The organism is Paenibacillus sp. F024, assembly GCF_057814255.1.
Window position 1 is genome coordinate 380,509 of sequence record NZ_JBVASZ010000001.1, and the last position, 24,126, is coordinate 404,634.

The following is a 24,126-nucleotide window of genomic DNA, read 5'->3' on the forward strand; positions in this document are numbered from 1 at the left end:
TATCCGTCAGAAGCCGGCGTTGGCCGTATCCGTCCCTTGATCCGCAAGGTTTTCGCTATTTGCCGCACCGGCGTTGCCATATACCGTAGTGCTTTCGCAGCGGGCGGTAGCGAGCCGGATGGCCGCCGAGGAGCAGCTGAACAGCGTATTACCTGACACCAGGTTGCTGCGGCTGCGGGCTCCGCTTCCTTCACCTGCGGTGTTCAGCAGGATGCCGGTTTGCACACGCCGGACGTCGTTGCCTGTCACGGCATTGCCGTCGCTGTTCAGCAGGACAATGCCTTCCGGCGTGCCATCAACCTTATTTCCGGAAATGAGATTACCCGCCGGACGCTCCAGCTCTGCCGCCCCCACTCCTTCGAGCCTAATGCCCGTAAGCGCCGCCCGGGAAATCACATTGTGCTGAATCAGATTGTCCGTACTGTAGTTGCGCAGCAGGACCCCGTGGGTACAGCTCGTCTCATTCTTGCCCAACCCGGCGCCGGAAACCGTGTTTCCTTCAATCCGGTTATGTGAGCAGGGCTTCAGTCTTGACGATACGATGACGAAGGCGTCCTTGCATTTTTCCGCCGTGTTACCGGCTATGGTCGAATAGGAGCACCCTGCCGATAGATAGATGCAGGTTTTGGGAAGCTGAGCAAAATGGTTTTCCGTAAACCGGAGTCTTTCCCCGGATTCAGCTACGATACCGTATCCCTCATTGTCATTCTCTGCTGTAAGCAGAGCCGAGAACAAGCAGCCGCTCACTGTGACATGCCTGCAGTCCGTCAGCTGTATACCGTTGATAATCCTGGTGAAAGAGCAGTTGCGGATCTGAACATGCTCACTATCTTTGAGCTCCAACGCGCGTTCCGGTTTATTAAAGCCTTCCTGATACAAATTGCCGGTGCCCTCAAAGCCCAGATTGACCACCTCGGCATGCTTAACCCCGCTGCCAACCACCATCGCCAGGTAGGGCTGCATGGCCTTGAGCACCGATGCTTGATTGGAATCGCCAAGCAGCCTGACCTTGGGATAAAGCACAAGACTCGTTTTCAAATAATAGGTGCCTGGAGGGAAATAGACGGTCCCCCCGCCTACGGCCCTGGAAGCGGCATTCATGGCGGATTGGATGGCAAGCGTATCGTCCAAGTCGGCTCGCAGGCCGCCGCTCGCCCCGTAATCCTTCACATTAAACCACGCCGGCGTTACCTCACGCTGAACGCCCGGCAGTGCATTGGCAGACGCCGTACCCCAGCCGGAACCCGCCGCCAGCATCATTCCCGCCGTGGCTGAACCGACTGTGGCGAGCAGTTGGCGCCGCGTCAACGATTTGCTGTCTTGCTCCGGCTTTTCCGAATGTGACATCCTCTCTCCCCCTATGACAAAAACTAGCAATCTATTCAAAATTATAACTTTTGCACCGCAGCTTGACAACGTCTCCTTCTTTCAAGCCATAGAAAAAAGAACACGTCCCGCCTCAGCGGAACATGCTCCACAACTTAATCAAATGAAACGTATTGTTCGGATCAATTTTTTGGGAAATGACGAAATTGACCAAATGCTCCGTCTGCTGCTCCGTTACCTTCTCGCCCAGCGTCTTGGTCAGCATCCCGACAAAACGGCGTACCTTCACCCGGTCCTGCAAATCGTACTTGTTCACGCCCTTCAAAATCATCTTGACGCGTTCCTTCGTTTCCGGGTTTTTCATCTTTAGCTTGATCCTCTCCACCTGCGCGGGATCAAAACCGTACTTTGTATAGCTCATTGAGCTGCACCTCCGCATTACGTAAGTAGAGTGGACTTCCATCCCACACAGTAAGTCTATGACGGAGGGCTTGGCCATGTGTACCTATTTTATTATGCGTTCATTACCACACCTGAATGACATCCGCTTCATCAACCGCTTCATATACGGATACGACCCTGAAGCCCTCTTCCACCCAACCCGTCGAGGGGACTTCATGCCTTAAGGCCACCACCACACGGATTCCGTTGTTTCTTAATTTAAGAGCATGATCCCGGCCATGATCGGCATATCCAAGAATGGCCACCGTTTTTCCTTTAAAATACGAAAGATCGACATCTTGTGTTCCTTTACCCGTCAATGGATTCCGCCTCCTCTAATTCCACGGATCGACAGAGCAATGGATCGCTCCCGGCAAGCCTTGCCCCCCAACCGTTTTGAGCGCCAAGTCCACCTGATCTAAACCGAATGTATGCGTGCAAAGCTCATGAAGCGGAAAGTTACCGGAGGCCATAAACCGGATAGCCTGTTCCACCGCGCCGTAGCTGTGACCCCGAACACCCTTTAGGGCCACATATTTGGATACCAGGACATCGCTCACGAAGTTAGGGATCTCTGTATTTTTCTTGCCGGCTACGATCACCGTGCCCCGTTTTTTCACGACATCGATTCCTGCAGTCACCGTTGAGGGGCCTCCGGAAGCCACATCGATGACGACATCGACCATTTTCCCTGTCGTGATCTCTTGGATTCTTTCCTTTAAATCCTCGGCGGCGACATCAATCGTAGCATCGGCGCCGAAACGCCTGGCAATGCCAAAGCGTTCTTTGTCCGCCGTAAGTCCGCTGACGATCACCAAGTCCGCACCGGCCTGCTTGGCAGCGAGGACACAAGCCAGGCCTTGCTGTCCGGGACCCTGAATAAGAACGGTTTTGCCTATGCCTGCTCCCCCTTCATTCACCGCCCATTCGATTCCGTTGCCTAAAGGAAGGGCAAGTGCGGCCACTTCGGCCGGAATCTGCTCGGGAACCCTGTGAAAAACCGAATTCGGGTGAAGATAAAGATACTTGCTGTACCCTCCCCATAATGACGGTTCGATGGTGGTCTTCGTCGAGCCATAGCGTATGCCGCCCATCCATTTGTCCGTAAAATCGCATAAGCGAAACTCCCCTGTTCTGCATCGGTCGCAATAACCGCAGGGCAAATATTCCTCAAGAGCGACCCGGTCGCCTTCCTTTAAACCCCACCGTTTTTCTGCAATTTTGCCGATTTTGGCAATTCGTCCCACGACCTCATGCCCAAGAATCCGGGGGCCCTCATCCTTTTTATAATCCGGCCAATCGCTTCCGCATATGCCGGATAACTCCACTTTGAGCAGACCTGCATCAGGCGGAATATCCGGCAGTTGAAATTCCCGTATTTCCGTCGCTAGCGCTCCAGTCTGAACCGCGGCAGTCGCTGTTTCCAAAGGCATCCGTCTCCCTTCCAAACAATATTAAACCGCATCCGATTGCTGAACAGATTCTACATCAATATAATCGCCCGGCTGTGTCATCAGTTTGTCTTTGGCGCCGATTTGAAAGGCCACTCCCTCCGGCAGTACAAGCGACACCGAACGGACGTGATGGGATTTGGGATCGAGAGCGGGCGGCTCCACTCCCTTCCGAAGGTTTTTCACTGCCTGCAGCATAATTCTTCGGGCGGCAATAATCGCCGCATCGCTGGTACCCAACCTTTCCACACTGCGGTCGGCAATCGCACCTTGTGTTTCCTGTACCGCGCTGTCCTGCGCGCCTATTCCTTTGATGCCAGTGAATGATTTGCCGGAAGCCTGCAGCTCACGGTCAATCAGATACTCGTTATCCTTATTCTGTACCGGTCTTAACGTACCCGGGATCAGCTCCATATGAATGCCACGGCCCTGCTTTAAAATATCCCTTTCTTCCTCCGTCAGAGCCCGAAGAGGGTTCCAGTTAATGTTCCAGGTATACACATGCTCGTCATCCATCGGAACCCAAGCATGTGCACCGCGGGGAGCATGCTCAAAAGGCGGAATCATCGTGTAGAACGGCATCAAAAATTGGGTGATTCTCCAATACAGATGTCCGGGATCGGCATTGCGCTTGGCCCCGACCATCATCCCGTAATCCGATTTTTCGATTTCAAATTTCGGAGCGGTATCCTGGGTTAAATAGGATGGAGCCGAGCTTTTATCATATGCTTTCGTCCCCATAAACCCTTGGCCGCCCGAGTTTCGATGAAGGAAAGAGATGTGACTCGAATCCAATCCCCCTTCAATCGCTTGGAAATAATTGCACTCCTGTATTCTTCTTGTCGTATACCGGTGGCTGTCGGGCACCAATGCCCATTCCAATTCCGGCAGCTCCGGCATCAGCTCGGGCGGTCCCATATAGGTCCATACGATACCGCCCCGCTCCCGGCACGGATAAGAGGTCATCTTAACTTTATCCTTAAAGCTGCTTTCCGGTGGCTCGGAAGGCATATCTACACACTGTCCGCTGGTATCGAACTTCCAACCGTGATAAACGCAGCGTATGCCGCACTCTTCATTCCTTCCATAGTACAAAGAGACCTTGCGGTGCGGGCAAAATTCATCGATCAGACCGACATTTCCGTTCGTATCCCTAAACGCCAGCAGCTGCTCCCCGAGCAGCTTCACCCTGACCGGTGTACAATCGGGACGGGGGAGCTCATCGGAAATCATGGCCGGTATCCAATACCTGCGCAATAGCTCCCCTGCCGGTGTGCCCGGCCCGGTTCTGGTCAACAATTCATTCTCTTCGCGCGATAACATGTGTGTTCCCTCCTATATGTCATGATTTTACTATCAGCCTGTAGTCGTCATTTGGGATAACTCAAGACTGAAATGGTTTAAAAAGGTGTTGATCATCAGTTCCATCAAAGGGTAAAATTCTTTCTTCTCCATATAAATCATGGAGGAATACTGATTGATCACTTCCAGCTCCTTGACCTTGAGCTTCACAAGCCGCCCCAGCGACAGATCACGCTTCACGCTGATGTGCGGAAACATACCGACGCAGCATGCGGAGGCATGAACCATCTCTTTGGCCGCCTCAATCTGATTCAGCTGCATCGCTACATTAGGGGACGCATCGTGTTGGGCGAAAAGCTTCTTGATTTTCTTCCATACGTCCGAATTTTGTTCATAGGTGACAAGCGGCATTTCCACCAGCTCTTGTATGGATACTTTTCCTTGTTTAACAAGAGGATGGTTAGGCCCGCATACCAGCTCGAAATCGTGAAGGCATAAATTCACCTGCTTAATTTGCTTCTTCTTCACGTCCGATGAGACCATTCCCAAATCGACCTGGTTTTGCATCAGCATTTCCGTGATATGGGAAGTGTTCCCCGTCACCACCTGAAATTCGATTTGAGGATGCTTTTGCCACAGCTTAGCCAATATTTCCGGAAGAAGGTACAGCGAACAGGTGGCCGTTGCACCGATAATAATTTTCCCTTGCAATTCGTCGTTGAGGCTTTTCAGCTTCTCTTCCGCCGCCTTCTCAATCTCAAGCATTTGTAGTGCGAAAGAGAAAAACGCTTCGCCTTCCTTGCTCAATTGGATGCCCCTGTGCTGCCGGATAAACAACGATTTGCCAAGCTCCGATTCGAGCGCCTGTATTCTTGCCGTAACAGAAGGCTGGCTTAGATGAAGAATTTGAGCCGCCTTCGCAAAGCTTAATTCCCTGGCAATGAGCACAAACGTTTGAACATTTCTTAAATCCAAGTCATGGTCCACCCCCTGCTCATCATAAACGCTTACAATGAGATTCTAATTTGATAAAAACGAATTGTGAAATCGATATTTTCTAATCAAAGGAGATCGATTCCTATGCTTCATTAAACCAAGGCAGGCGGATTTTCCAACGATTTCTTCGAATTTTTGCCTCTGTTACCCCATTGCCACGCCAAAACGATAATCGCGATGACTAGTCCAAGGGCAATCAGATACAAATTCGGTGAAATGAACAATAAGCCGGAAGCGGCCATGAGAATTCTTTGGACCGGGCTCATATTCGTAAGCGCGAAGCCGCAGGTGCCGCAGGTCAGCAGCGTACAGCCGATAATAGCCGTTAAGGTAGCCCAAATGATCTCCATAGGCGTTCCGTTTAACATCAATCCCGGGCTTAACACGAAGGCAAAAGGAACCAGATAAGCCGCTATCCCGATTCTCATCGCTACCCAGCCGGTTTCCCATATTTTGCTGCCGCTGATGCCGCAGGCCACAAAAACCGACAGCGCCACCGGCGGTGTAATGAAAGACGCCAGGCCCCAATACACAACAAACAGATGGGCCGCCATGATCGGAACTCCCATGTCGATAAGAGCGGGTGCCATGAGCGTGGCCAAAATAATGTAAGACGGTATGGAGTCCAGCGCGGTGCCGATGATCAAGCATGCAACGCCTACAAACAGCAGTGTGAGCAGCAGACTCCCGCCGGAAATATCGAGCGTGAAGCCGGAGAATTTAATGCCGAGCCCGCTAAGCTCAAGAGCGCCGACCATAATCCCGATCGCGCCGGTAATGGCTGCAATGCCTACCCAGCTTTTAATAGCGCTTTGAAAGGACATTTTTATTTTGGCCAGGTTGATCCAACAGCTCCGGTCTTTAGCAAAATAACTGCTGATGATTAAGAACGGCAGGGAATAAATACAGGCCATCTCAGGGTCGTAATGCTCGAAAAGAAGAAAATAAGTCAAGGCAACCATAGGGATTAAATAAAACCATCCGCTTTTAAACACGGCCCAAAAATGAGGAAGCTCACTTCGGGACATCGGTTGAATCCCATCCTTATGCGCCTGAAAATGCACGGAAATGAACAGGATCAAAAAATACAGGGCTGCCGGAATCGCCGCTGCAAGCGCCACTTCCGCATAGGGAACGCCTATCCATTCGGCCATCACGAACGCGATCGCGCCCATAACCGGCGGGAGAATTTGACCGCCCGTGGAGGCTGTAGCTTCTACCGCAGCGGCAAATTTAGGGCTGTAGCCTACTTTTTTCATCATCGGGATCGTAAAGATGCCGATGGTCGCTGCATTCCCGGAGGGAGAACCGGAGATCATGCCAAACAATGCGCTGGAAACCACTGCGGCTTTGGCAGGGCCGCCCCGTGACCTGCCGGTGATGGCTAAAGCCAAATCAATAAACCATTTCCCCGCTCCGGAAAGCTGCAGCAAGGATCCGAATATCATAAAGATAAAGATGATATTCGCCGCGACGCCTAACGGCAGACCAAAGATCCCGCTGGTGCCTATATAAGAACTGAATAACAATCGGTCCATGGAATATCCCTGTCCGTTCAAAATGCCGGGCAGATAGCTTTGAAACAAGGTAGCGAAGACGAAAAACAGAATAATGATCGGAAAAGACCATCCGCTCATACGGCGGGAAGCTTCCAATAATGGCACAGACAGCAATAGAGCGAGAACCATGCCCTTCGTATCGAGAAATCCGTACATGCTGTACCTTAAACCTTCATCATAAAAGAAAACGATAAACCCTGCGCCCAGTAAAGCCGATGCCATCAGAATGTAATCGTACCACGGCACTTTATCCGGCTTGCCGGAATCGTTTTTTTCAATGATCTCCTCACCCTGTACCTCTTTGGCACGGAACAATATAAAGATGACGACCAGAGCGCTGGCCAAACTGATGGAGCGATGCATTTGAGCGGGAATAAAGATATCGAACCAGGACAAAAATCTCCCTGCGACGATAATGTGATACAATGCGATGATGACAGACAACCAACCCAAGATTGTGCTTCTTTTCATTCCGCAAGCCCCTCTCAACAAACTGGAGTGAAAACGGGTTTACTTTTTCTCCAAGCTTTTTTGGAGTTCATCCATTTTTGAGTCCCATTTCCCAATCTCTTTGTAGTATTTCACGGCACCCGGATGAAATGGAAGACTCGGTGCTTTCAGGGAGTTTTCCACCGTCCATTCCGCCGCTTCCTTATGCACCTTTTTGAACTCCACCACATTTCCGAGTATCGCCTTTGTGATTTCATATACGGTCTGTTCGGACATTTTGCCGCTTGCTACAAGGTTGGCATTAAAGGCAAAAGCATTAATATCCTTGTCCTGGTTTTTGTACGTGTTTGCCGGAATAACCGTAGTAAATATCGATTTCGGCAAATGGGCCAGCATGGCGGTCTGCTTATCCTTGTCGATGTTGAGGAACTCCACTTTCCCTTCCTGTAATAACTGCATCAGGTCCGCTGCTCCCAAGCCCGCGGGCAGGATGGCCGCATCCACGCTTCCCAGGTTCAAGGCTTCTACCGCTTCTTTCGTTTCCGCCGTCGAAATGATCTTTACCTTATCTTTAGGGATGTGATAAGCATCGAATAGGGCATTGGCGACCAGCTCGATTTCAGGTAAAGCCGGGCGCTTGGCGATGATCGATTTGCCTGCCAAATCCTCCGGTTTTTTGATTCCCGATTTTTTCGTCACTACAATTTGTCTGAGCGATTTCTGTCCCTGAGCCAATAACTGCAAATCCACGTGCTTATTAAACGGCGCCTCGCCGTAATAACCTTTTGAAGCGGAGTAAGCCGTAAGCATCGCAATATCCACCTTCCCCGCATCGATGGCAAACACATTCGGATCCGAGCCGCCTACCGGCTCAACCGTTGCATTCATATTCGTATGTTTTTTGATCAGCTCGCTCATCCCGACGGACAGGACGTAAAATGGACTGCCGGAGCTCGATGTTCCGATTCTAACGGAGGTGGCGCCGCCTTCTTTATTCCCTTCCGCTTTAGCTCCCGGTGTTCGGTTATCAGATGAAGGTTGAGAACTGTTACCGCACGCTGCCACCAGTAAAACAAGCAATAAAAAAATGAGTGAAAAACAAACCATTTTTTTTACCAACTCAACCAGCTCCTTTTATTGTCGTACCAAACGTTCTTCCTTGCCTCAGAATTTGGACCACTAAAACCGGACCACCTCCATTTCAAAATAAAGGCGCGCTTGAAATCGCTTTCAGTATAGATTGATTTTTTCATTCTGTGAAATCGTTTTTTTCTATTGACACCGAAATGAAAAATAGAAAAAATCTAATTGTCTCATTGGTTCTGTCTATCTTAATACCTGATTGTAAACCCGCTTGAAGGGCTGTTGTATAGGGGCATTTCATATAGAGGAATGCAGCGGCAAAATGATTTCCATCGAAGGGCTTAATCTTAGACACAGGTTTTCATATCCAGCCAAATACGTTAATATAGATTATGTCGAATATTATCGTATAAAGGCGGAAAGAAATGAACAACGGCGGAGTTACAAATGAAGAGTTTTCTTTACTGCTGTCCAAGGATGTTAGAGATGCGTCGATATCTGTTGAAAATCATTCCAGTACTTTTATTCCCCGAGCCAAGCGGCAAAGACGAAGAAAAAAACGGTTGTTTTTTTCTCTATCGCGAAACGGTAAGGTCTAAAGCATTCATCCACGAAAAAAAGCATCCCAGCAGGCCTATATCTGCTAAGATGCTTTTTGATTTATCAGTCCATCATTTCATTATCGAAAATGTGCTCGCGCTGCAAATATTCCCGAAGCGGCGCATAGCTAGCCCCGGTCCAAAAGTCGGGACGCCGCACCAGTTCGGCCGCGTCATCACGGGCCTGCTCCATGATTTCAAAGTCCGTCACCATATCCGCAACCCGAAAATCAGGGACGCCGCTTTGCTTGGTGCCGAAGAAATCTCCGGGACCGCGCAGCTCCAAATCCCGCCGCGCGATTTCGAAACCGTCGTTCGTCTCCGTCATCACCTTCATCCGTTCTTTTCCCACTTCATTCTTAGGATCAGCGATGAGCACGCAAAAGGATTGGTGCTCACCGCGACCGACGCGGCCCCGAAGCTGGTGTAGCTGCGAAAGCCCGAACCGGTCGGCATCATATACTACCATCAGCGTGGAGTTAGGCACATCAACGCCAACCTCAATAACGGTCGTAGATACAAGTACCTGCACCCTCCCCGCGCTGAACTCCCGCATCACCTCATCCTTCTCGCCAGGCGTCATCCGGCCATGGAGCAAACCGACTTTGTATTCGGGAAAAGCGAACTGAAGCTGAGCATGCACATCGATGGCATTTTGCACATCGAGCTTCTCGGATTCTTCAATCAAAGGGCAAATAACATAGGCCTGCCGGCCGGCGGCGACCTCGCGGCGGATGAAGCCGAGCACCCGCTCCAGCATATCATGTCCTACCGCATACGTCTTGATCGGCTTGCGCCCCTTCGGCAGCTCTCTGAGTGTAGATACATCCATATCCCCGAAAGCGGTGATGGCCAATGTGCGCGGAATCGGGGTTGCCGTCATCGTCAGCACATCGGGATTTAACCCCTTTCGGCGCAAAACGCTTCGCTGCTGCACGCCGAAGCGGTGCTGCTCGTCCGTCACCACAAGCCCCAAATTCCGGAAGAATACGTCTTCTTGAATGAGCGCATGGGTACCGACCACGATATCGGTCAATCCCATTTGCAAGGAGGCCAGCACCTCCCGCCGCTGCTTGCCCGTCAAGCTGCCGGTGAGCAAGGCCGTTTGAATGCCATAGGGCTCGAACAAGCGGTCAAGCGAACGCTTATGCTGTTCCGCCAATATTTCCGTCGGCGCCATAAGCGCCCCTTGATAGCCTGCCTTCACAACGGCGAACAAGGAGGCCGCCGCCACTACGGTTTTACCGGCCCCGACATCGCCCTGCAGCAGCCGGTTCATGGCATAATTTTGCTGCAGGTCATGAAGAATTTCAGCCAACACGTTTTTTTGCGACTCCGTCAATGTAAATGGCAGGCCGCGAACAAAGCTGCGTACACCAGGCAAATCGATGGGATGTGCGACCCCGTCCGCCCGTTCATGATGAAGCGCGCGGTAAGCCTGCATCTTGAGCTGGAACAAAAACAGCTCCTCATAGACCATTCGGCGTCTGGCCCGTTGGCCTTGCTCCATCGATCCGGGCAAATGCAGCAAGGTCACCGCCTGCTTCCTCGGGAGAAGGTCGTATTTGCGCAGCAGCTCGGCCGGAAGCACCTCCGGGATCATCTCACTGAACTGCAGAAGCGCTTGTTTCATCGTTTGGCGAAACCACTTCTGCGTGATCGATCCGGCCACCGAATAAACCGGCTGCAGCGTACCGATCTGAGAGGTGCCGCGACCCGGAAATTCGACCTCCGTTACGGTTAGCTGCAGCCGTTTTTGATCCCATTTGCCTGTCAGCACAATGTCGCTGCCCGCGATAAGCTTATCCTTTAAAAAATGCCGGTTAAACCAAACGGCCGTGATGAACAATCCGTCGATAACGATTTTGCAGCTCATACGGGATTTGATCCGTCCGTACATTTGAACCTGGGGAACCCCTACCAATGTTCCCTGCACCGTAATTTTGTCGCCATCCTTCACCTGCGTCAAATCCCGAAGCGTGTAATCCTCGTAGCGGAAAGGATAATAATCAAGGAGCTCCCCGACGCTCGAAATACCGAGCGCCAGCAGCTCCTCAGGCTTCTTGCCTTTGACGCCGGACACCTTCGTGACCGGAAGCGAATATAAACCAACCGTCATATCAGACAGGTACCGCAAATGCCGCTACAGTTCCAGGCCCGACATGGGTGCCGATCACGGGGCCAATGTGTGTGTAATGCACACTCTCAATCGTAAAATGCTGAGCAATGAACGACTTAAGCTCTTCCGCCGTTTCTCTTCCCGTCGTATACGCGAGAATCAAATGGATCGGCTGACCTCCCAAATCCTGCTGAAGCAGCTCGACGATCCGATTCATGGCTTTCTTTTGCCCCCGTACTTTATCTACGGAGTATACGTCCCCTTCCGGCGCAACGGACAGGATCGGCTTAATGTTCAGCAGCGATCCGAACAGCGCAGCCGCTTTGCCGATACGTCCGCCTTTGTGCAGGTATTCCAGCGTATCGACTAAAAAATACAGCCGCTGCGTTTGGCGCAGCTTCGCAATCAGCGCGAGTATTTCTTCTTTGCCTTTTCCCTGCCTGGCCGCTTCGGCGGCCGCCACGACAAGCAGTCCGTTGCCATAGGAAGCTGAACGGCTGTCCACCACTTCAATATCCGCTTCGCCTTCGACCATGGATTTGGCCAATACCGCCGACTGGTAAGTCCCGCTCAACTTCGAGGACAAATGAATCGAAATGATTGGACCGTCCCCTTCCCCGGCAAGCTTTTGATACAGCTCCTGAAATTCCACAGGAGACGGCTGGGAGGTGGTCGGAATATCGTTTGACTCGGTCAGCCTGGCATAAAACTGCTCCGGCCCGATATCTACGCCATCCCGCAGCACCTCTTGACCGAACAGCACCTTCAGCGGCACCATAGCGATGCCTAGCTTTTCCCGCAGTTGGGCCGGTATGTCCGCCGTGCTGTCCGTTACAATTCGAACTTGACTCAAAAAGCTCCCCCCATCCTTCATCAAATCACTTTTCAACTCTATCTATTCCGCAGAAATGATGTAGTAGTACAACGGCTGTCCTCCGTCGTGCACTTCCACTTCCACATCGGCGTACGTATGTGCTATATAGGCTGCAAGCTGTTCCGTCTGTTCCGGCTGAGCATCCGCACCCGCGTACAGCGTGACGATTTCGGCACCGCCTTCGACAAGACTGTCAATGAGCTTCCGGCAGGAAGCAAGAATGTCCGGCTCTGAGGAAACGATGCGGCCATTATGTATGCCGATATAATCCCCCTGCTTGATATCCATCCCATCCATCTGTGTATCGCGAACCGCATAGGTCACTTGTCCCGCCTGAACATGCTGCAGCGCCTGCTGCATTTCCTCGGCATTCTCCTCCGGCGCGGCATCCTCCTGAAAAGCGATGACGGCTGCAATCCCTTGAGGAATGGATTTGCTCGGGATTACGATGACCTGCTTGTCTTCCACGAGCTCTACCGCTTGCTGCGCTGCAAGAATAATGTTGGAGTTGTTTGGCAGAACAAAGACCGTCTTGGCGCCGACCCCGGCTACCGCACGCACGATATCCTCCGTACTCGGATTCATGGTTTGTCCGCCATGGAGTACCCGGTCAACACCGAGACTTGTAAAGATACCGGAAATGCCTTCTCCCGCAGATACGGCTACAAATCCGTAGCGTTTAAGCTCTTGTGCGCCTTCCGCCTGTAAAGCGGCATCCTTAGAATCCGCAGAAGCACGCCCTGCTCTCCCCGTTTGCGCTCCATACAGCTGCTCCGCTTCCTCCATTAGAATATGCGTATGCTGATCACGCATATTCTCAATCTTGATGCGGCTCAAGTCTCCGTAGTTCTGCGCCAGATTCATCACGCTGCCCGGATATTCCGCGTGAATGTGTACCTTTACAAGGTCGTCGTCGGCTACAACCAGAAGAGAGTCTCCGAACGCGGACAGCTCTTCGCGAAAACGATGCTCGTCGAACGTCCGGCTAGCCTCCTTGTCAGGGTTTAACGTCACCATGAATTCGGTACAGTATCCGAATTCGATGTCCTCCGTCGCCAGCTTCGACTGAGCGCTGTGAAGATCTCTATGCGTGTTTTCGGCCGTATCGGGTACGAGGGCATTGGTTTCCAACATCTCATCCAGCGGCTGTAGGGCCCCAAAAGCGGTATAGGGCATATCCGCAGGCTCTTCATCAGTCAGCTCGGACGCCAATGCAGACATGAACCCCTCATAAATGAGAACAAGGCCTTGGCCTCCGGAGTCTACTACACCGACCTGCTTCAGCACGGGAAGCAGGTCTTGCGTTTTCGCAAGAGCCTCCCGCGATTTTTCGAGCAGCTCCTCCATGACGATGCGGATATCCGGCTGCCGATCCGCCGTTTTCACGGCTTGCTTCGCCGATTCCCTCGCCACGGTTAGGATCGTGCCTTCCACCGGCTTGACCACCGCTTTGTAAGCCATGTCAACACCATTCTGGAACGCTGCGGCAAACTGCTTCGCATTGACCGACTCCAAATCCGACACAGCCTTCGCAAAGCCGCGGAACAGCTGCGATAGAATGACACCTGAGTTACCGCGTGCGCCCATCAGCAGCCCCTTGGCCAGTACTTCTCCCGCTTTGCCGATATGCTCCGAAGGCCTGCGGCGCAGTTCCTCCACTCCGGACGTCAACGTCAGGTTCATATTCGTCCCTGTGTCACCATCCGGCACCGGAAAAACATTCAATGCATTGACCCGGTCTACGTTTGACTTCAATGCATTGGCACCGGCCTCTACCATCCGGATAAAGTCTTGTCCGTTAATTTGAATTAAGCGCTTACCCAAAAAGACCAATCTCCTTCCCTGCTAACACCCTGTCGGCGTCTCCGTATATCTGTTCGGCGACAACTGCTGTCTATCAGTCTTATTGCGCGATCCGCACGCCTTGAACGAAAATATTGACGCGATCCACTTGAAGTCCTGCAACATCGCTCAGCATGTACTTCACTTTGGTCTGAACGTTGTGGGCTACGACCGAAATTTTCGTGCCGTAGCTGACTACGATATATAAATCAATGGTCAGCACACCCTGCTCATCACGATGAACCTCCACACCCCGGCTCAAATTTTCCCGACGCAGCAGCTCGGCGATTCCGTCCTTGAATTGGTTGCGCGAAGCCATCCCCACGAGTCCATAACAATCCAAAGCAGCTGACCCCGCGAGCACAGCAATCACCTCATCTGTTATGTATACTTTGCCATATTGTGTGTCGAGTTCGATAGCCATCTCCCTAACAGCTCCTTTAATCTAGATTAGGATGGACTATGTTCCATTGTACTATAATCATCAGAAGAAATAAACAAACTTGACCAAAGCGGAAGAAAAACCACGCTCTCTCGTTGACGGCGTTTATTCTGCTGTGATATGATATTCAAGTGTGTTTTGGAAGCGTGTATGCTTTAAGGAGGTGTAACAATGTCCCGCAAATGTTTTATTACTGGTAAAGGTCCGGGTACCGGCAACCACGTGTCCCATGCGAACAACAAGTCTAAACGTACTTGGGGCGTGAACGTTCAAAAAGTTCGCATTCTGGTCGACGGCAAGCCTAAGCGTGTTTGGGTAAGCACAAAGGCGTTGAAATCCGGCAAAGTTACTCGCGTGTAATCTGCTTCGCAGACAAAAAGCACCTGTTTCAGGTGCTTTTTTTAGTGCTTCAGAAGATAGATCTCCGGCGGCTCTATACATGTTTTTGAATCACCATTACCCATTCCTCGTCCCTAGAAGGACGGGACAGCCGTTTATCCCTGGTTTGCTGCGCAGCATACAGCAAACTCATAAGTACAAGCGCTCAACCCTTCAGTTTTTACTAAAAGTATTAAGTACGGCCTTTACAAATCCACCCAAAAACTTCGGAAGCTTAATCGTATAAAATTTCATTCAGCACCCTCCTCCCGGTAAATCAGCCTCGCCTAACCAGTATATTACTGCTTCCGTCAAAACGTGCCTGACGATCCTTTTTACGAAAAAACAAAAAGGCTACAAAAGTAAGCCCTACTTTTGTAACCATGTTATGCCCCGCCCGTTCAAAATATGCTGTTTTTGCTTATGCCGTCTGCTGCTGTACGTTAAACAGATACACCGCATAAAATACATAAAAGATAAAATAAAAATAAGATTGCAGTCAATACCAAAGCCAATCTCGTATGCAGGGTCTCATATCTCTTAAACAACTGAATTCCTGCATAAACGGCGCCGAGCGAGAAAACGTACTTCAGCAGATCCTGGATGCTCGAGAATAAGAAGAGCAGTGCTGCCGTAAGCATGCCGGGACCGATGAGTTTAAGCATTCGCAGGTTTAAGCCAGCCCGCGTATCGCACGTATCGCATCCGCACGGTTAGGTTGATTGAACACCGCACTGCCGGCCACCAGCACATTAGCTCCGGCTTCAACCGCAAGCTTGGCCGTGTGCTCGTTGATTCCGCCGTCCACCTCGATATCCACGTCATGGAGTCCCCTCTCATTCAGCATTTCCCGAAGCCTGGTAATCTTGGGCAGCATACCGGCGATGAAATTCTGTCCTCCAAAACCCGGATTCACCGTCATGAGAAGCACCAGATCGAGCTTGTCGTCCATAACGTGCTCCAAGGCGCTTAGCGGAGTAGCCGGATTCAGCACGACTCCGGCCTTTACCCCATGCTCCTTAATCAAATGAAGCGTCCCGTGAAGATGAACGCAAGCCTCCGCATGTACCGAGATCAGATCTGCACCCGCCTTGGCGAACGCAGGAATATAGCGGTCCGGCTGTTCAATCATCAAATGCACGTCGAGCGGAAGCCTTGTCTTCGGCCGGATAGCCTCCACTACCAGCGGGCCGATCGTTATGTTCGGAACAAAATGCCCGTCCATCACATCCACATGAATCCAGTCCGCTCCTCCGCGTTCCACATCGGCAATCTCTTGGCCAAGCATCGAAAAGTCGGCGGATAAAATGGAAGGAGCAATCCGCAGCATGTCAGTACCTCCTTTTTTTATCCCGGATCTCCCCCAGGAATTGCAAATAATTCTCGTAGCGCGTGGCCGCGATAAGCCCGGCATTTGCGGCTTCCTGTACCTTACAGCCCGGCTCGTGGAGATGAAGACATCCGCGGAAACGGCAGTTTTCGGCATAAGGTGCAAATTCACGGAAGCAGTCGCTAAGCCCCTCCGCATCCACCTGCAGAAAATCCAGTTGGCTAAAACCGGGCGTATCTGCCACAATCCCTCCGTTTTGAAGGCGAATCAGCTCGACATGCCGGGTAGTATGCTTTCCCCGGCCGAGCTTCATGCTGATTTGATTCGTTTCCAGCTGCAGCCCCGGAACCATGGCATTGAGCAGCGATGACTTGCCTACGCCGGACTGTCCGGCGAACACGCTGATCCGGCCGGAGAGCTGATCCATGACCTGATCAACGCCGATGGCTTCCTTGGCGCTCGTGACCAGGATCGTATAACCGATCGTTTCGTACAGCTCGATCACCGGCTGCAGGCTTAATGGAATTCCTTGCTCTTGAGCATCGGAGAGCAGGTCGTGCTTGGTCAAGCAGATCAGCGTATCCAGACCGGCGCTTTCCGTATGTACGAGAAACTTGTCCAGCAGAGGAAGATTGAGCGCAGGCTCATCGACGGAAAATACCAAAACGACGAGGTCTACGTTTGCAATCGGCGGACGGATAAGCTCGGAGGAACGGGGCAGTATTTCATCCACCGTTCCCTCCCCGTTCTCCGTCAGCTGGTAGATCACGCGATCTCCTACAAGAGGTGAGATGCCCCGTTTCTTAAAAATACCCCGCGCCCGGCATTGAATCGATTCCGTGCTTTGCGAATCTTCCGGCAGCACATAATAATAACCGCTTAACGCCTTAACGATAAATCCCGCTGGCATTATGAATGTCGTCCCCCTGTACTTGAGGTTCCTCCGGCCGGTCCGGCCGGTGCATGGCTTGGTGCTTGATTGGCCCCGCTCCCGGTGCTACCGGAGCCGCGAGGCCCAGGCGCGCTCGCCGGAGCTTCCTGACCAACGCCTGTCCCCGGTATCGCGCCGTTTTTTTGCGCCAAATAATCCTGATACGTGACGGTAATCACATCGGCAATATTGTTGTCAACCTTCACCTGAATAACCGCATTCTTTTCCGGAGAAACGACAAGACCGACCTCCAGCGTTTCCGTCTTGACCACATTGTTCAGTGTCTGGTACTCATAATTGTCATATTGGGCGTCGCTTAATATGATTTTGACCGTGGAAGGCTTTCCTTCGCCCGCAGGCTTGATCGGCACATGCACCGACATCGGCCCGGCCTCCTCAGGAAAACCCGAGCTGACGATCAGCTTGATTTCCGAACCCGGGGATACCTCATCACCCGGTTCATAAGGAAACTGCTTGATTACGCGGCCTTTGGTTTGCTTATAGCTCGCCTCGTAACTGATATCTCCGCTGGCCAGCTTCAAATTGTTGACCATGATCATATTCTGCGCTTCTTTTTCCGTTTTTCCGATCAGATTCGGCATTTTGAACGTTTCCGGGCCTTTGCTTACGACCAGCTTGACCGTCACGTTTGACGGATCAGTAAACTCCCCGCCGGGCGGCGGAGTCTGGGTCATTACCGTATCCATCTCCTCGTCCATATACTGCTGGTCGATTGAAATATTTTCCGGTTTAATCCCCAGCTGAGTAAGCCGTTCTTTGGCATCGCTCAGCTTCAATTTAACGACCTCCGGCATCTTTTGCTTTGCCGGACCTTCACTGACATACAAGGTAATCCTGTATCCGGGCTTGACCTTCATGCCTGAAGGATTTTGTCTGACAACCACATCTTTTGGAACATCCGGAGATTCCAAATACTCCACCAGCGCTTCAAGCTGCCTGCTCGCAAGCTCCTGCTTCGCCTGATCCAGAGGCAGATTGACGACGTCGGGTATATCCACTTCGGAGGGAACCGCGATCATTTCCTTTACATAACCTACCGAATACCACATTATGCCGAGCATCGCCGTCAGGATGATAAACCAAACTACCGGCTTTCCCCAGCTTTTCTTCTTTTTTCCTTTTATCGATCGCTCCTCTTCCTCATCGGACTCTTCTTCATCGTTCATCACGGCATACTGCCCGGGACGCAGGGCCGGCATAACCCGTGTCCGTTCTTCATCCAGCTCATCCTCGTCCAGGAAGCTCGCCTTCGGCTCACCCCGCCGGTGCGGAAGCAGACATGATCCCAAATCATTCATCATTTCTTTAGCCGAACGGTACCGTTCCGAAGTGCTTTTACGCATAGCTCTCAAAATAATGTTCTCCACACTTTGCGGAATGAGAGGGTTCACCTTACGAGGCTCCTCTACATCCTCCTGCAGGTGCTTCAGCGCCACACTAATCGGACTTTCCCCAAGAAACGGCAGGCGCCCCGTCAGCATTTGATACATCACGATCCCCAAGGAATAAAGATCGGACTGCTCTCCTGTCGGCGTTCCTTTGGCATGCTCCGGCGAAAAATAATGCACCGAACCGACAACAGAGCCGGTTTGTGTAATGGTGGAGGAGGTGACGGCGCGGGCAATCCCGAAATCCGTAACTTTGACACGGCCGTTCTTTCCGATTAGAATGTTGTGAGGTTTGATGTCGCGGTGAATGATTTGATTATGATGCGCATGATCCAGCGCATCACAAATTTGACCCGCGATATGAACGGCTTCCTCTACCTGCAAGGGGGCTTTTTCTTTGATCAGCTCATTAAGCGTCGTGCCTTCGATGTATTCCATAACGATATAATGTACATCTTCCTCTTGGCCGACGTCATAGATGCTGACCACGTTGGGGTGTGATAATGAGGCTGCGGCCTGCGCTTCACGTCGAAATCTCTGGATGAATTCTTCGTCATGCACATATTGCTGGCGCAATATTTTTACAGCAACATGCCGATGCAATAATATATCTAGTCCTTTGTAAACAATAGCCATACCGCCGCCGCCGACGCGCCCCAGAATCTCATAACGTCCTCCCAGCTGCCTACCGATCATGATGTGCTCACCCCGCTTCCCCAACATTATCGTTTGCCGGATCCGCAACGTTGGCAAGCAGCACCACCGTGATATTGTCGTCGCCGCCGGCATCCAACGCTTCCTGTACCAACTGCTGAACCTTGCTCTTAAGCTCCCCTTCGCCCGACACGGTTTGGAGCAGCTTGTCCTTATCCACCAAGCTGCTCAACCCGTCGCTGCATAGAAGGAGCAGATCGCCCGGCTGCCATAAGATTTCCTGCACATCCACCTCAGTGGTCGGCTCCGTACCGAGCGCTCGGGTCAGCACATTTCGGCGCGGGTGATGGTTCGCATCTTCCCGGCTGATCTGTCCGCTGCGGACCAGCTCATTGACAAGAGAGTGATCCTCGGTAAGCTGCTCGATGTGTTCACCGCGAATGAGGTAAGCCCGGCTGTCGCCGATATGTGCTACAACCGCACAGTCGTCTTTGGCCAAAACCGTGACGACCGTCGTTCCCATGCCGTGATAATTCTCCCGTTGAGAAGCGAATTCAAAAATCTTATCATTGGCCAATTCAATAACCGTTCGCAGCTGACGCTGGCGTTCTTCCCCCGAAATGTTAGGGTCCATGGGCTGCAGCCCGTCTTGGATCAATTCCACCGCCATCGTGCTTGCGATATCTCCGGCTTGATGGCCGCCCATCCCGTCCGCTACAATGGCAAGAGTCCAGCCGTGCAAGTCCTCTTGTACGACCGCACGGTCCTCATTTACCATCCGTACCCGGCCAATATCGGATTGATAGGCCAATCTCAGCATCGTTTGTCTCACCTCGCACCCGACTCCAAATGCTTCGCACGCAGCTGTCCGCAGGCTGCAGCAATGTCGCTGCCCTGCTCCCGGCGAATCGTAGCATTGATTTTGTTTTTCTCCAGAATGCGTTGGAATGTAAATATGTCATTACGCGGCGTACGCACATAATTGCGCTCCGAGACAAAATTGACCGGAATTAAATTGACGTGCGCCATAGGGAACTTCTTCAGCACCTGCGCAAGCTCCTCCGCATGCTCGGGCTGGTCATTGACCCCGCCCATCAGCGCATATTCGAACGTAATGCGCCGGCCGGTTTTGGCCACGTAATATTGGCACGCCTCGATCAAATCCGCAAACGGATAACGGCGGTTGACAGGCATCAGCTTGGACCGCAGGGCATCGTTGGGAGCATGAATAGAGATCGCAAGATTGATTTGCGTATCTTCATCGGCAAAGCGGTAAATGTTCGGCACAATCCCGCTTGTGGATACCGTTATATGTCTTTGCCCGATATTCAGGCCCTTAGGATGAATCATGACGTTTAGAAATTTCATCATCGCATCGTAGTTCTCGAACGGTTCCCCGATCCCCATGATTACGATGCTGCTGACCCGCTCTTGCGTCGCGTCAAGCAGCTGCTGGGCTTTAACCACCTGTGCGATAATTTCGCCGGGGGTTAAATTCCGCTTTAAGCCGGTCAGCGTCGAAGCGCAGAACGTACACCCGATCCGGCAGCCCACCTGTGTCGTCACACATACGCTGTTGCCGTAGTTATGCTTCATAATTACGGTTTCGATCGCATTCTTGTCATTAAGCTCAAACAAAAATTTGACGGTCCCGTCCTGCGACTTGTAATTGGCCACCTCAGTCAGCGTGACAAAATCAAACTGCTGCTGGAGCTTATCTCTTAAGGCCTTCGGCAGGTTCGTCATTTCTTCGAAGCTTGATACTCTTTTCACATACAGCCAGTCGAAGATTTGACCGGCTCTAAAGCCGGCTTCGCCGATGGACTTGACCCACTCCTGCCAATCCTCAAGAGTATAGTCATATACATACGGCTTCATTTCCTGAGCCTTGGTTTCTTCTTGATTCATGATATTTATCACAACCCGTTTTTTCTATAGTGAAGGCCTTCTGGGCAGACTTGCCGAAAAGGCCACATTTAGTTTACCACACTTTAAATTTTTATGCTCGTTTGCGGAGTCTGGAGATAAAAAAGCCGTCCGAGCCGAAATCATACGGCATGATTTGTACCGAGGCTTGACCGGCCGGCAGGACGAGCCTGCCGGTTTGCCCTTGCGCCGGCGCGTCCGGCTCAAACTCCGGATGCCGCTCAAGGAAGGTTCGGACCATATCCTCATTCTCCGCTTTTTCCACCGTGCAGGTGCTGTATACCAGCACTCCGCCCGGCTTAAGCAAGGAATGGACCGACTCCAGCAGCTCCCGCTGAATCTCGCATACGGTCTTAAACTCGCTTTCCTGCTTGCTCCACTTCATATCCGGCTTGCGGCGGATCACGCCCAAGCCCGAGCACGGAGCGTCAAGCAGAATACGGTCGAAGCTTTCGGACGGGAATTGCTCGGTAAGCTTGCGCGCATCGGCCCTAACCGTACGGATGGACTTGAGCCCGAGACGATCCGCCTGTTCGCGGATCAGCTGCTCCTTATGCTCGTGAACGTCGCAGGCGATGATTTCTCCGCTGTCCTGCATCTTCTCCGCCAGATGCGTCGTCTTCCCGCCGGGCGCCGCGCAGCAGTCCAGCACCCGCTCGCCCGGCTGCGGGTCGACCCATTCCGCGACGAGCATCGAGCTCTCATCCTGGATGGTGAACAGGCCTTCCGCGTATTCCGGCGTCAAGGCCATGTTCCCGCCGCCTCGTACGACCACTCCGGCGGGGGCCACCTCCGAGGACTCCGCTTCGAGCCCTCCTTGACGAAGCCGCTCGGCCAATTCGGCTGGAGCGAGCCGGAGCCGGTTCGCACGGATGCTCACGCGCGGCGGCTGATTGTTCGCCTCGCAGATCCGCTCCGCAGCCTGCTCGCCGAACTGCCGGATCCATCTGCGCACCATCCACTCCGGGTGCGAGGTGCTCAAGGCAATCCGCCGATCGGCCGGGAGTCCGTCGGGCAGGACCAGCTCGGCTCTGCCGCGGAGCACGCTGCGCAGCACACCGTTGACCATGCCTGAGATGCCTTGATGCCCTCTTCGCTTTGCCAATTGCACCGCTTCGTTCACTACGGCATGCTCCGGAATCCGGTCTAAATAATAAAGCTGGTAGAAGCTCAGCCGAAGCAGACTTCTCACCCAAGGCTGCAGCTTGGCGAGTCCCCCTTTAACGAACTTCTCCAGAAAATAATCGATCGTTCCCTGACGCTGAATCGTGCCATAGACGATTTCCGTGGCCAATCCCGCATCCGGCCTGTCGAGCTTATATTGCTGCAGCGTCCGGTTCAGCAGCAGGTTGCTGTAAGAACGATCTTGTTCGATGCGCAGCAGCACGTCCAGCGCCGCTTCACGGGCCGAACCCTTCATCCCTTCGCGCGGCCCGCCTTTGCCGCCATGGCGCTGCTGCGGCCGCTGTGCCGCTGGCCCTTTAGACAATCCCCGCTTGCCGGAACCGGAACCCGTGTTGTTTCGTTCGCTCACTCGATTCTAAGCCCCCGTTTCCTATATCCCCAGCACCGTACCGGGATTTAGCTGCCCGCCGCGTGCGAATGCCGCGGCATCCATTGCCTTTTTGCCGGCGGGCTGCAGCTCGGTAATGCGAAGCACGCCTTGTCCGGCAGCTACCGCAATCCCCCGCTCGCCCGCTTCCAGCACGGTGCCCGGAAGCGTGCCGTCCGGGGCGGATTCAGCGGCGTCCGGCTTGGCGCAGGTCCATATTTTGAGCACATCGCCGTTGTACAGCGTGAACGCCCCCGGCCGCGGATGAAGCGCACGCACCAGGTTCCAGATCTGCACCGCAGGCTTGCTCCAATCGATTCGCTCCTGCTCCCGGCTGATATTCGGAGAATACACCGCTTCGTCATCGTTTTGAGGCACCGCCTGAACCCGGCCGGCAAGCAAATCCGGCAGCGTATCTTTTAACAGCTTGGCGCCGGCAATGCTTAACTTATCAAACATCGTTCCTGTTGTATCCTCATCCCCGATCGGCACTTCGATCTTGCTGATCATATCGCCGGTATCGAGCCCTTCGGCCATGAACATGATCGTAACCCCCGTTACGGGATCCCCGTTCATGACCGCGTAATGAATCGGCGCTCCGCCGCGATATTTGGGAAGCAGCGAGGCATGAATGTTAATGCAGCCGAGACGCGGCAGATCAAGCACCGCCTTCGGCAAAATTTGCCCGTAGGCGGCCGTGACGATCAATTCCGGCTGAAGCGCCGAAAGAGCTGCGACCGATTCGGGGCTGCGCAGCCGTTCCGGCTGAAGCACGGGAAGTCCATGCTTTTGCGCTTCCGCCTTGACCGGTGTCGGGGTCAGTACACGCTTGCGGCCGACCGGACGGTCCGGCTGCGTAACCACCGCTGCGATTTCCACATCGTCATATTCAAGCAGGGCTTGCAAAGAAGGTACGGCGAACTCCGGCGTACCCATGAAAATCACTCTCATGCTTCACCACGATCCTGCGGCTCGTTTTTATACATCTTTTCAGCCAAATCGGTGTAAAGCACTCCGTTCAAATGATCGACTTCATGCTCAATGCAGCGTGCCAGAAGATCCGTACCTTCAATAACAATTTCCTCGCCGTCCCGGTTTAAGCCCTTCACCTTTACCCGATGTGCGCGTTTAACGTCGCCCGTTAAGCCGGGAATGCTCAGGCAGCCCTCCGGTCCGAACTGCTCTCCTTCCCGCTCGATGATCTCAGGGTTAATCAGCTCGATCAGTCCGTGCTCATCTCCGACATCCATTACAATGACCCGCTTAAGTATCCCGATTTGCGGAGCCGCCAGCCCTACGCCTTCAGCGTCATACATGGTATCGGCCATATCCTTCAGCAGCTTGTGGATATTCGGCGTTATTTTCGGAACGGGCTTGCTTTTTTCCCGCAGCACCGGATCCGGATCTTTCACGATGATTCTAATTGCCATACGAACAAACACCATCCTTCTAATAATAAACC

22 protein-coding genes are annotated in these 24,126 nt (G+C 52.6%); 1 reads left to right on the top strand and 21 read right to left on the bottom strand.

Annotated features, from left to right (window positions below):
• Nucleotides 1-6: 6 nt before the first annotated feature.
• From ACZYR9_RS01920 to ACZYR9_RS01975, 12 genes are all read right to left on the bottom strand, one after another.
• Nucleotides 7-1,347 (bottom strand): right-handed parallel beta-helix repeat-containing protein, encoded by a 1,341-nt coding sequence (locus ACZYR9_RS01920; RefSeq protein ID WP_488976757.1) that lies wholly within the window; start codon nucleotides 1,345-1,347, stop codon nucleotides 7-9.
• Between the two features lie 112 nt (nucleotides 1,348-1,459).
• The gene (locus ACZYR9_RS01925; RefSeq protein WP_488976758.1) at nucleotides 1,460-1,747 is read right to left on the bottom strand and encodes a stage VI sporulation protein F; all 288 of its coding nucleotides are present in this window, start codon (nucleotides 1,745-1,747) and stop codon (nucleotides 1,460-1,462) included.
• A 103-nt stretch (nucleotides 1,748-1,850) separates the two neighbouring features.
• On the bottom strand, nucleotides 1,851-2,087 hold the full coding sequence (locus ACZYR9_RS01930) for an NAD(P)-dependent oxidoreductase (protein ID WP_488976759.1): 237 nt from the start codon (nucleotides 2,085-2,087) through the stop codon (nucleotides 1,851-1,853).
• A gap of 15 nt (nucleotides 2,088-2,102) precedes the next feature.
• A complete protein-coding gene (locus ACZYR9_RS01935; RefSeq protein WP_488976760.1) occupies nucleotides 2,103-3,194 on the bottom strand; it encodes a zinc-dependent alcohol dehydrogenase in 1,092 nt (363 codons plus the stop codon).
• 27 nt (nucleotides 3,195-3,221) lie between these two features.
• Nucleotides 3,222-4,541 carry a Rieske 2Fe-2S domain-containing protein gene (locus ACZYR9_RS01940; protein ID WP_488976761.1) on the bottom strand — a complete coding sequence of 440 codons (1,320 nt, stop codon included), beginning with the start codon at nucleotides 4,539-4,541 and terminating at the stop codon, nucleotides 3,222-3,224.
• A 33-nt stretch (nucleotides 4,542-4,574) separates the two neighbouring features.
• Complete coding sequence (locus ACZYR9_RS01945; protein ID WP_488976762.1) at nucleotides 4,575-5,495, bottom strand: LysR family transcriptional regulator; 921 nt, start codon at nucleotides 5,493-5,495, stop codon at nucleotides 4,575-4,577.
• Between the two features lie 113 nt (nucleotides 5,496-5,608).
• Nucleotides 5,609-7,546 (bottom strand): TRAP transporter permease, encoded by a 1,938-nt coding sequence (locus ACZYR9_RS01950; protein WP_488976763.1) that lies wholly within the window; start codon nucleotides 7,544-7,546, stop codon nucleotides 5,609-5,611.
• 39 nt (nucleotides 7,547-7,585) lie between these two features.
• Complete coding sequence (locus ACZYR9_RS01955; RefSeq protein ID WP_488976764.1) at nucleotides 7,586-8,644, bottom strand: TAXI family TRAP transporter solute-binding subunit; 1,059 nt, start codon at nucleotides 8,642-8,644, stop codon at nucleotides 7,586-7,588.
• 627 nt (nucleotides 8,645-9,271) lie between these two features.
• A complete protein-coding gene (recG, locus tag ACZYR9_RS01960; protein WP_488976765.1) occupies nucleotides 9,272-11,326 on the bottom strand; it encodes an ATP-dependent DNA helicase RecG in 2,055 nt (684 codons plus the stop codon).
• Between the two features lies 1 nt (nucleotide 11,327).
• On the bottom strand, nucleotides 11,328-12,179 hold the full coding sequence (locus tag ACZYR9_RS01965; RefSeq protein ID WP_488976766.1) for a DegV family protein: 852 nt from the start codon (nucleotides 12,177-12,179) through the stop codon (nucleotides 11,328-11,330).
• Nucleotides 12,180-12,221: 42 nt separating this feature from the next.
• Nucleotides 12,222-13,979 (bottom strand): DAK2 domain-containing protein, encoded by a 1,758-nt coding sequence (locus tag ACZYR9_RS01970; RefSeq protein WP_488977127.1) that lies wholly within the window; start codon nucleotides 13,977-13,979, stop codon nucleotides 12,222-12,224.
• 124 nt (nucleotides 13,980-14,103) lie between these two features.
• Entirely contained in the window at nucleotides 14,104-14,466 is a 363-nt protein-coding gene (locus ACZYR9_RS01975; protein ID WP_488976767.1) for an Asp23/Gls24 family envelope stress response protein, read from the bottom strand.
• Nucleotides 14,467-14,655: 189 nt separating this feature from the next.
• Here ACZYR9_RS01975 and rpmB point away from each other — a divergent pair, with 189 nt between their 5' ends.
• A complete protein-coding gene (rpmB, locus tag ACZYR9_RS01980) occupies nucleotides 14,656-14,844 on the top strand; it encodes a 50S ribosomal protein L28 (RefSeq protein ID WP_488976768.1) in 189 nt (62 codons plus the stop codon).
• Nucleotides 14,845-15,036: 192 nt separating this feature from the next.
• On the opposite strand, the gene spoVM is transcribed toward rpmB, so the two are convergent.
• The 9 genes from spoVM to def form a co-directional block, all read right to left on the bottom strand.
• Nucleotides 15,037-15,117, bottom strand: a complete 81-nt coding sequence (gene spoVM / locus ACZYR9_RS01985) for a stage V sporulation protein SpoVM (protein WP_014652194.1) — start codon at nucleotides 15,115-15,117, stop codon at nucleotides 15,037-15,039.
• Between the two features lie 418 nt (nucleotides 15,118-15,535).
• Nucleotides 15,536-16,192, bottom strand: a complete 657-nt coding sequence (gene rpe, locus ACZYR9_RS01990; RefSeq protein ID WP_488976769.1) for a ribulose-phosphate 3-epimerase — start codon at nucleotides 16,190-16,192, stop codon at nucleotides 15,536-15,538.
• 1 nt (nucleotide 16,193) lies between these two features.
• A complete protein-coding gene (gene rsgA, locus ACZYR9_RS01995; protein WP_488976770.1) occupies nucleotides 16,194-17,102 on the bottom strand; it encodes a ribosome small subunit-dependent GTPase A in 909 nt (302 codons plus the stop codon).
• Nucleotides 17,102-19,228, bottom strand: coding sequence for a Stk1 family PASTA domain-containing Ser/Thr kinase (pknB, locus tag ACZYR9_RS02000; RefSeq protein WP_488976771.1), 2,127 nt, complete (start codon nucleotides 19,226-19,228; stop codon nucleotides 17,102-17,104). Before pknB ends, rsgA begins: the two co-directional genes overlap by 1 nt.
• A gap of 7 nt (nucleotides 19,229-19,235) precedes the next feature.
• Nucleotides 19,236-20,006, bottom strand: coding sequence for a Stp1/IreP family PP2C-type Ser/Thr phosphatase (locus tag ACZYR9_RS02005; protein WP_488977128.1), 771 nt, complete (start codon nucleotides 20,004-20,006; stop codon nucleotides 19,236-19,238).
• A gap of 8 nt (nucleotides 20,007-20,014) precedes the next feature.
• Nucleotides 20,015-21,064, bottom strand: coding sequence for a dual-specificity RNA methyltransferase RlmN (gene rlmN / locus ACZYR9_RS02010; protein ID WP_488977129.1), 1,050 nt, complete (start codon nucleotides 21,062-21,064; stop codon nucleotides 20,015-20,017).
• 121 nt (nucleotides 21,065-21,185) lie between these two features.
• Entirely contained in the window at nucleotides 21,186-22,646 is a 1,461-nt protein-coding gene (gene rsmB, locus ACZYR9_RS02015) for a 16S rRNA (cytosine(967)-C(5))-methyltransferase RsmB (protein WP_488976772.1), read from the bottom strand.
• A 21-nt stretch (nucleotides 22,647-22,667) separates the two neighbouring features.
• The gene (fmt, locus tag ACZYR9_RS02020) at nucleotides 22,668-23,615 is read right to left on the bottom strand and encodes a methionyl-tRNA formyltransferase (RefSeq protein WP_488976773.1); all 948 of its coding nucleotides are present in this window, start codon (nucleotides 23,613-23,615) and stop codon (nucleotides 22,668-22,670) included.
• Nucleotides 23,612-24,094: a peptide deformylase gene (gene def, locus ACZYR9_RS02025; protein ID WP_488976774.1), complete on the bottom strand. Its 483-nt coding sequence runs from the start codon at nucleotides 24,092-24,094 to the stop codon at nucleotides 23,612-23,614. Before def ends, fmt begins: the two co-directional genes overlap by 4 nt.
• Between the last annotated feature and the right edge of the window lie 32 nt (nucleotides 24,095-24,126).

Bases quoted from the DNA above. Each gene is read 5' to 3' on its own strand.
- ACZYR9_RS01920 (WP_488976757.1), bottom strand. From the start codon at position 1,347: ATGTCACATTCGGAAAAGCCGGAGCAAGACAGCAAATCGTTGACGCGG.
- ACZYR9_RS01925 (WP_488976758.1), bottom strand. From the start codon at position 1,747: ATGAGCTATACAAAGTACGGTTTTGATCCCGCGCAGGTGGAGAGGATC.
- ACZYR9_RS01940 (WP_488976761.1), bottom strand. From the start codon at position 4,541: ATGTTATCGCGCGAAGAGAATGAATTGTTGACCAGAACCGGGCCGGGC.
- ACZYR9_RS01950 (WP_488976763.1), bottom strand. From the start codon at position 7,546: ATGAAAAGAAGCACAATCTTGGGTTGGTTGTCTGTCATCATCGCATTG.
- recG (WP_488976765.1), bottom strand. From the start codon at position 11,326: ATGACGGTTGGTTTATATTCGCTTCCGGTCACGAAGGTGTCCGGCGTC.
- ACZYR9_RS01970 (WP_488977127.1), bottom strand. From the start codon at position 13,979: ATGGTAGAGGCCGGTGCCAATGCATTGAAGTCAAACGTAGACCGGGTC.
- ACZYR9_RS01975 (WP_488976767.1), bottom strand. From the start codon at position 14,466: ATGGCTATCGAACTCGACACACAATATGGCAAAGTATACATAACAGAT.
- rpmB (WP_488976768.1), top strand. From the start codon at position 14,656: ATGTCCCGCAAATGTTTTATTACTGGTAAAGGTCCGGGTACCGGCAAC.
- spoVM (WP_014652194.1), bottom strand. From the start codon at position 15,117: ATGAAATTTTATACGATTAAGCTTCCGAAGTTTTTGGGTGGATTTGTA.
- rpe (WP_488976769.1), bottom strand. From the start codon at position 16,192: ATGCTGCGGATTGCTCCTTCCATTTTATCCGCCGACTTTTCGATGCTT.
- rsgA (WP_488976770.1), bottom strand. From the start codon at position 17,102: ATGCCAGCGGGATTTATCGTTAAGGCGTTAAGCGGTTATTATTATGTG.
- pknB (WP_488976771.1), bottom strand. From the start codon at position 19,228: ATGATCGGTAGGCAGCTGGGAGGACGTTATGAGATTCTGGGGCGCGTC.
- ACZYR9_RS02005 (WP_488977128.1), bottom strand. From the start codon at position 20,006: ATGCTGAGATTGGCCTATCAATCCGATATTGGCCGGGTACGGATGGTA.
- rlmN (WP_488977129.1), bottom strand. From the start codon at position 21,064: ATGAAGCCGTATGTATATGACTATACTCTTGAGGATTGGCAGGAGTGG.
- fmt (WP_488976773.1), bottom strand. From the start codon at position 23,615: ATGAGAGTGATTTTCATGGGTACGCCGGAGTTCGCCGTACCTTCTTTG.
- def (WP_488976774.1), bottom strand. From the start codon at position 24,094: ATGGCAATTAGAATCATCGTGAAAGATCCGGATCCGGTGCTGCGGGAA.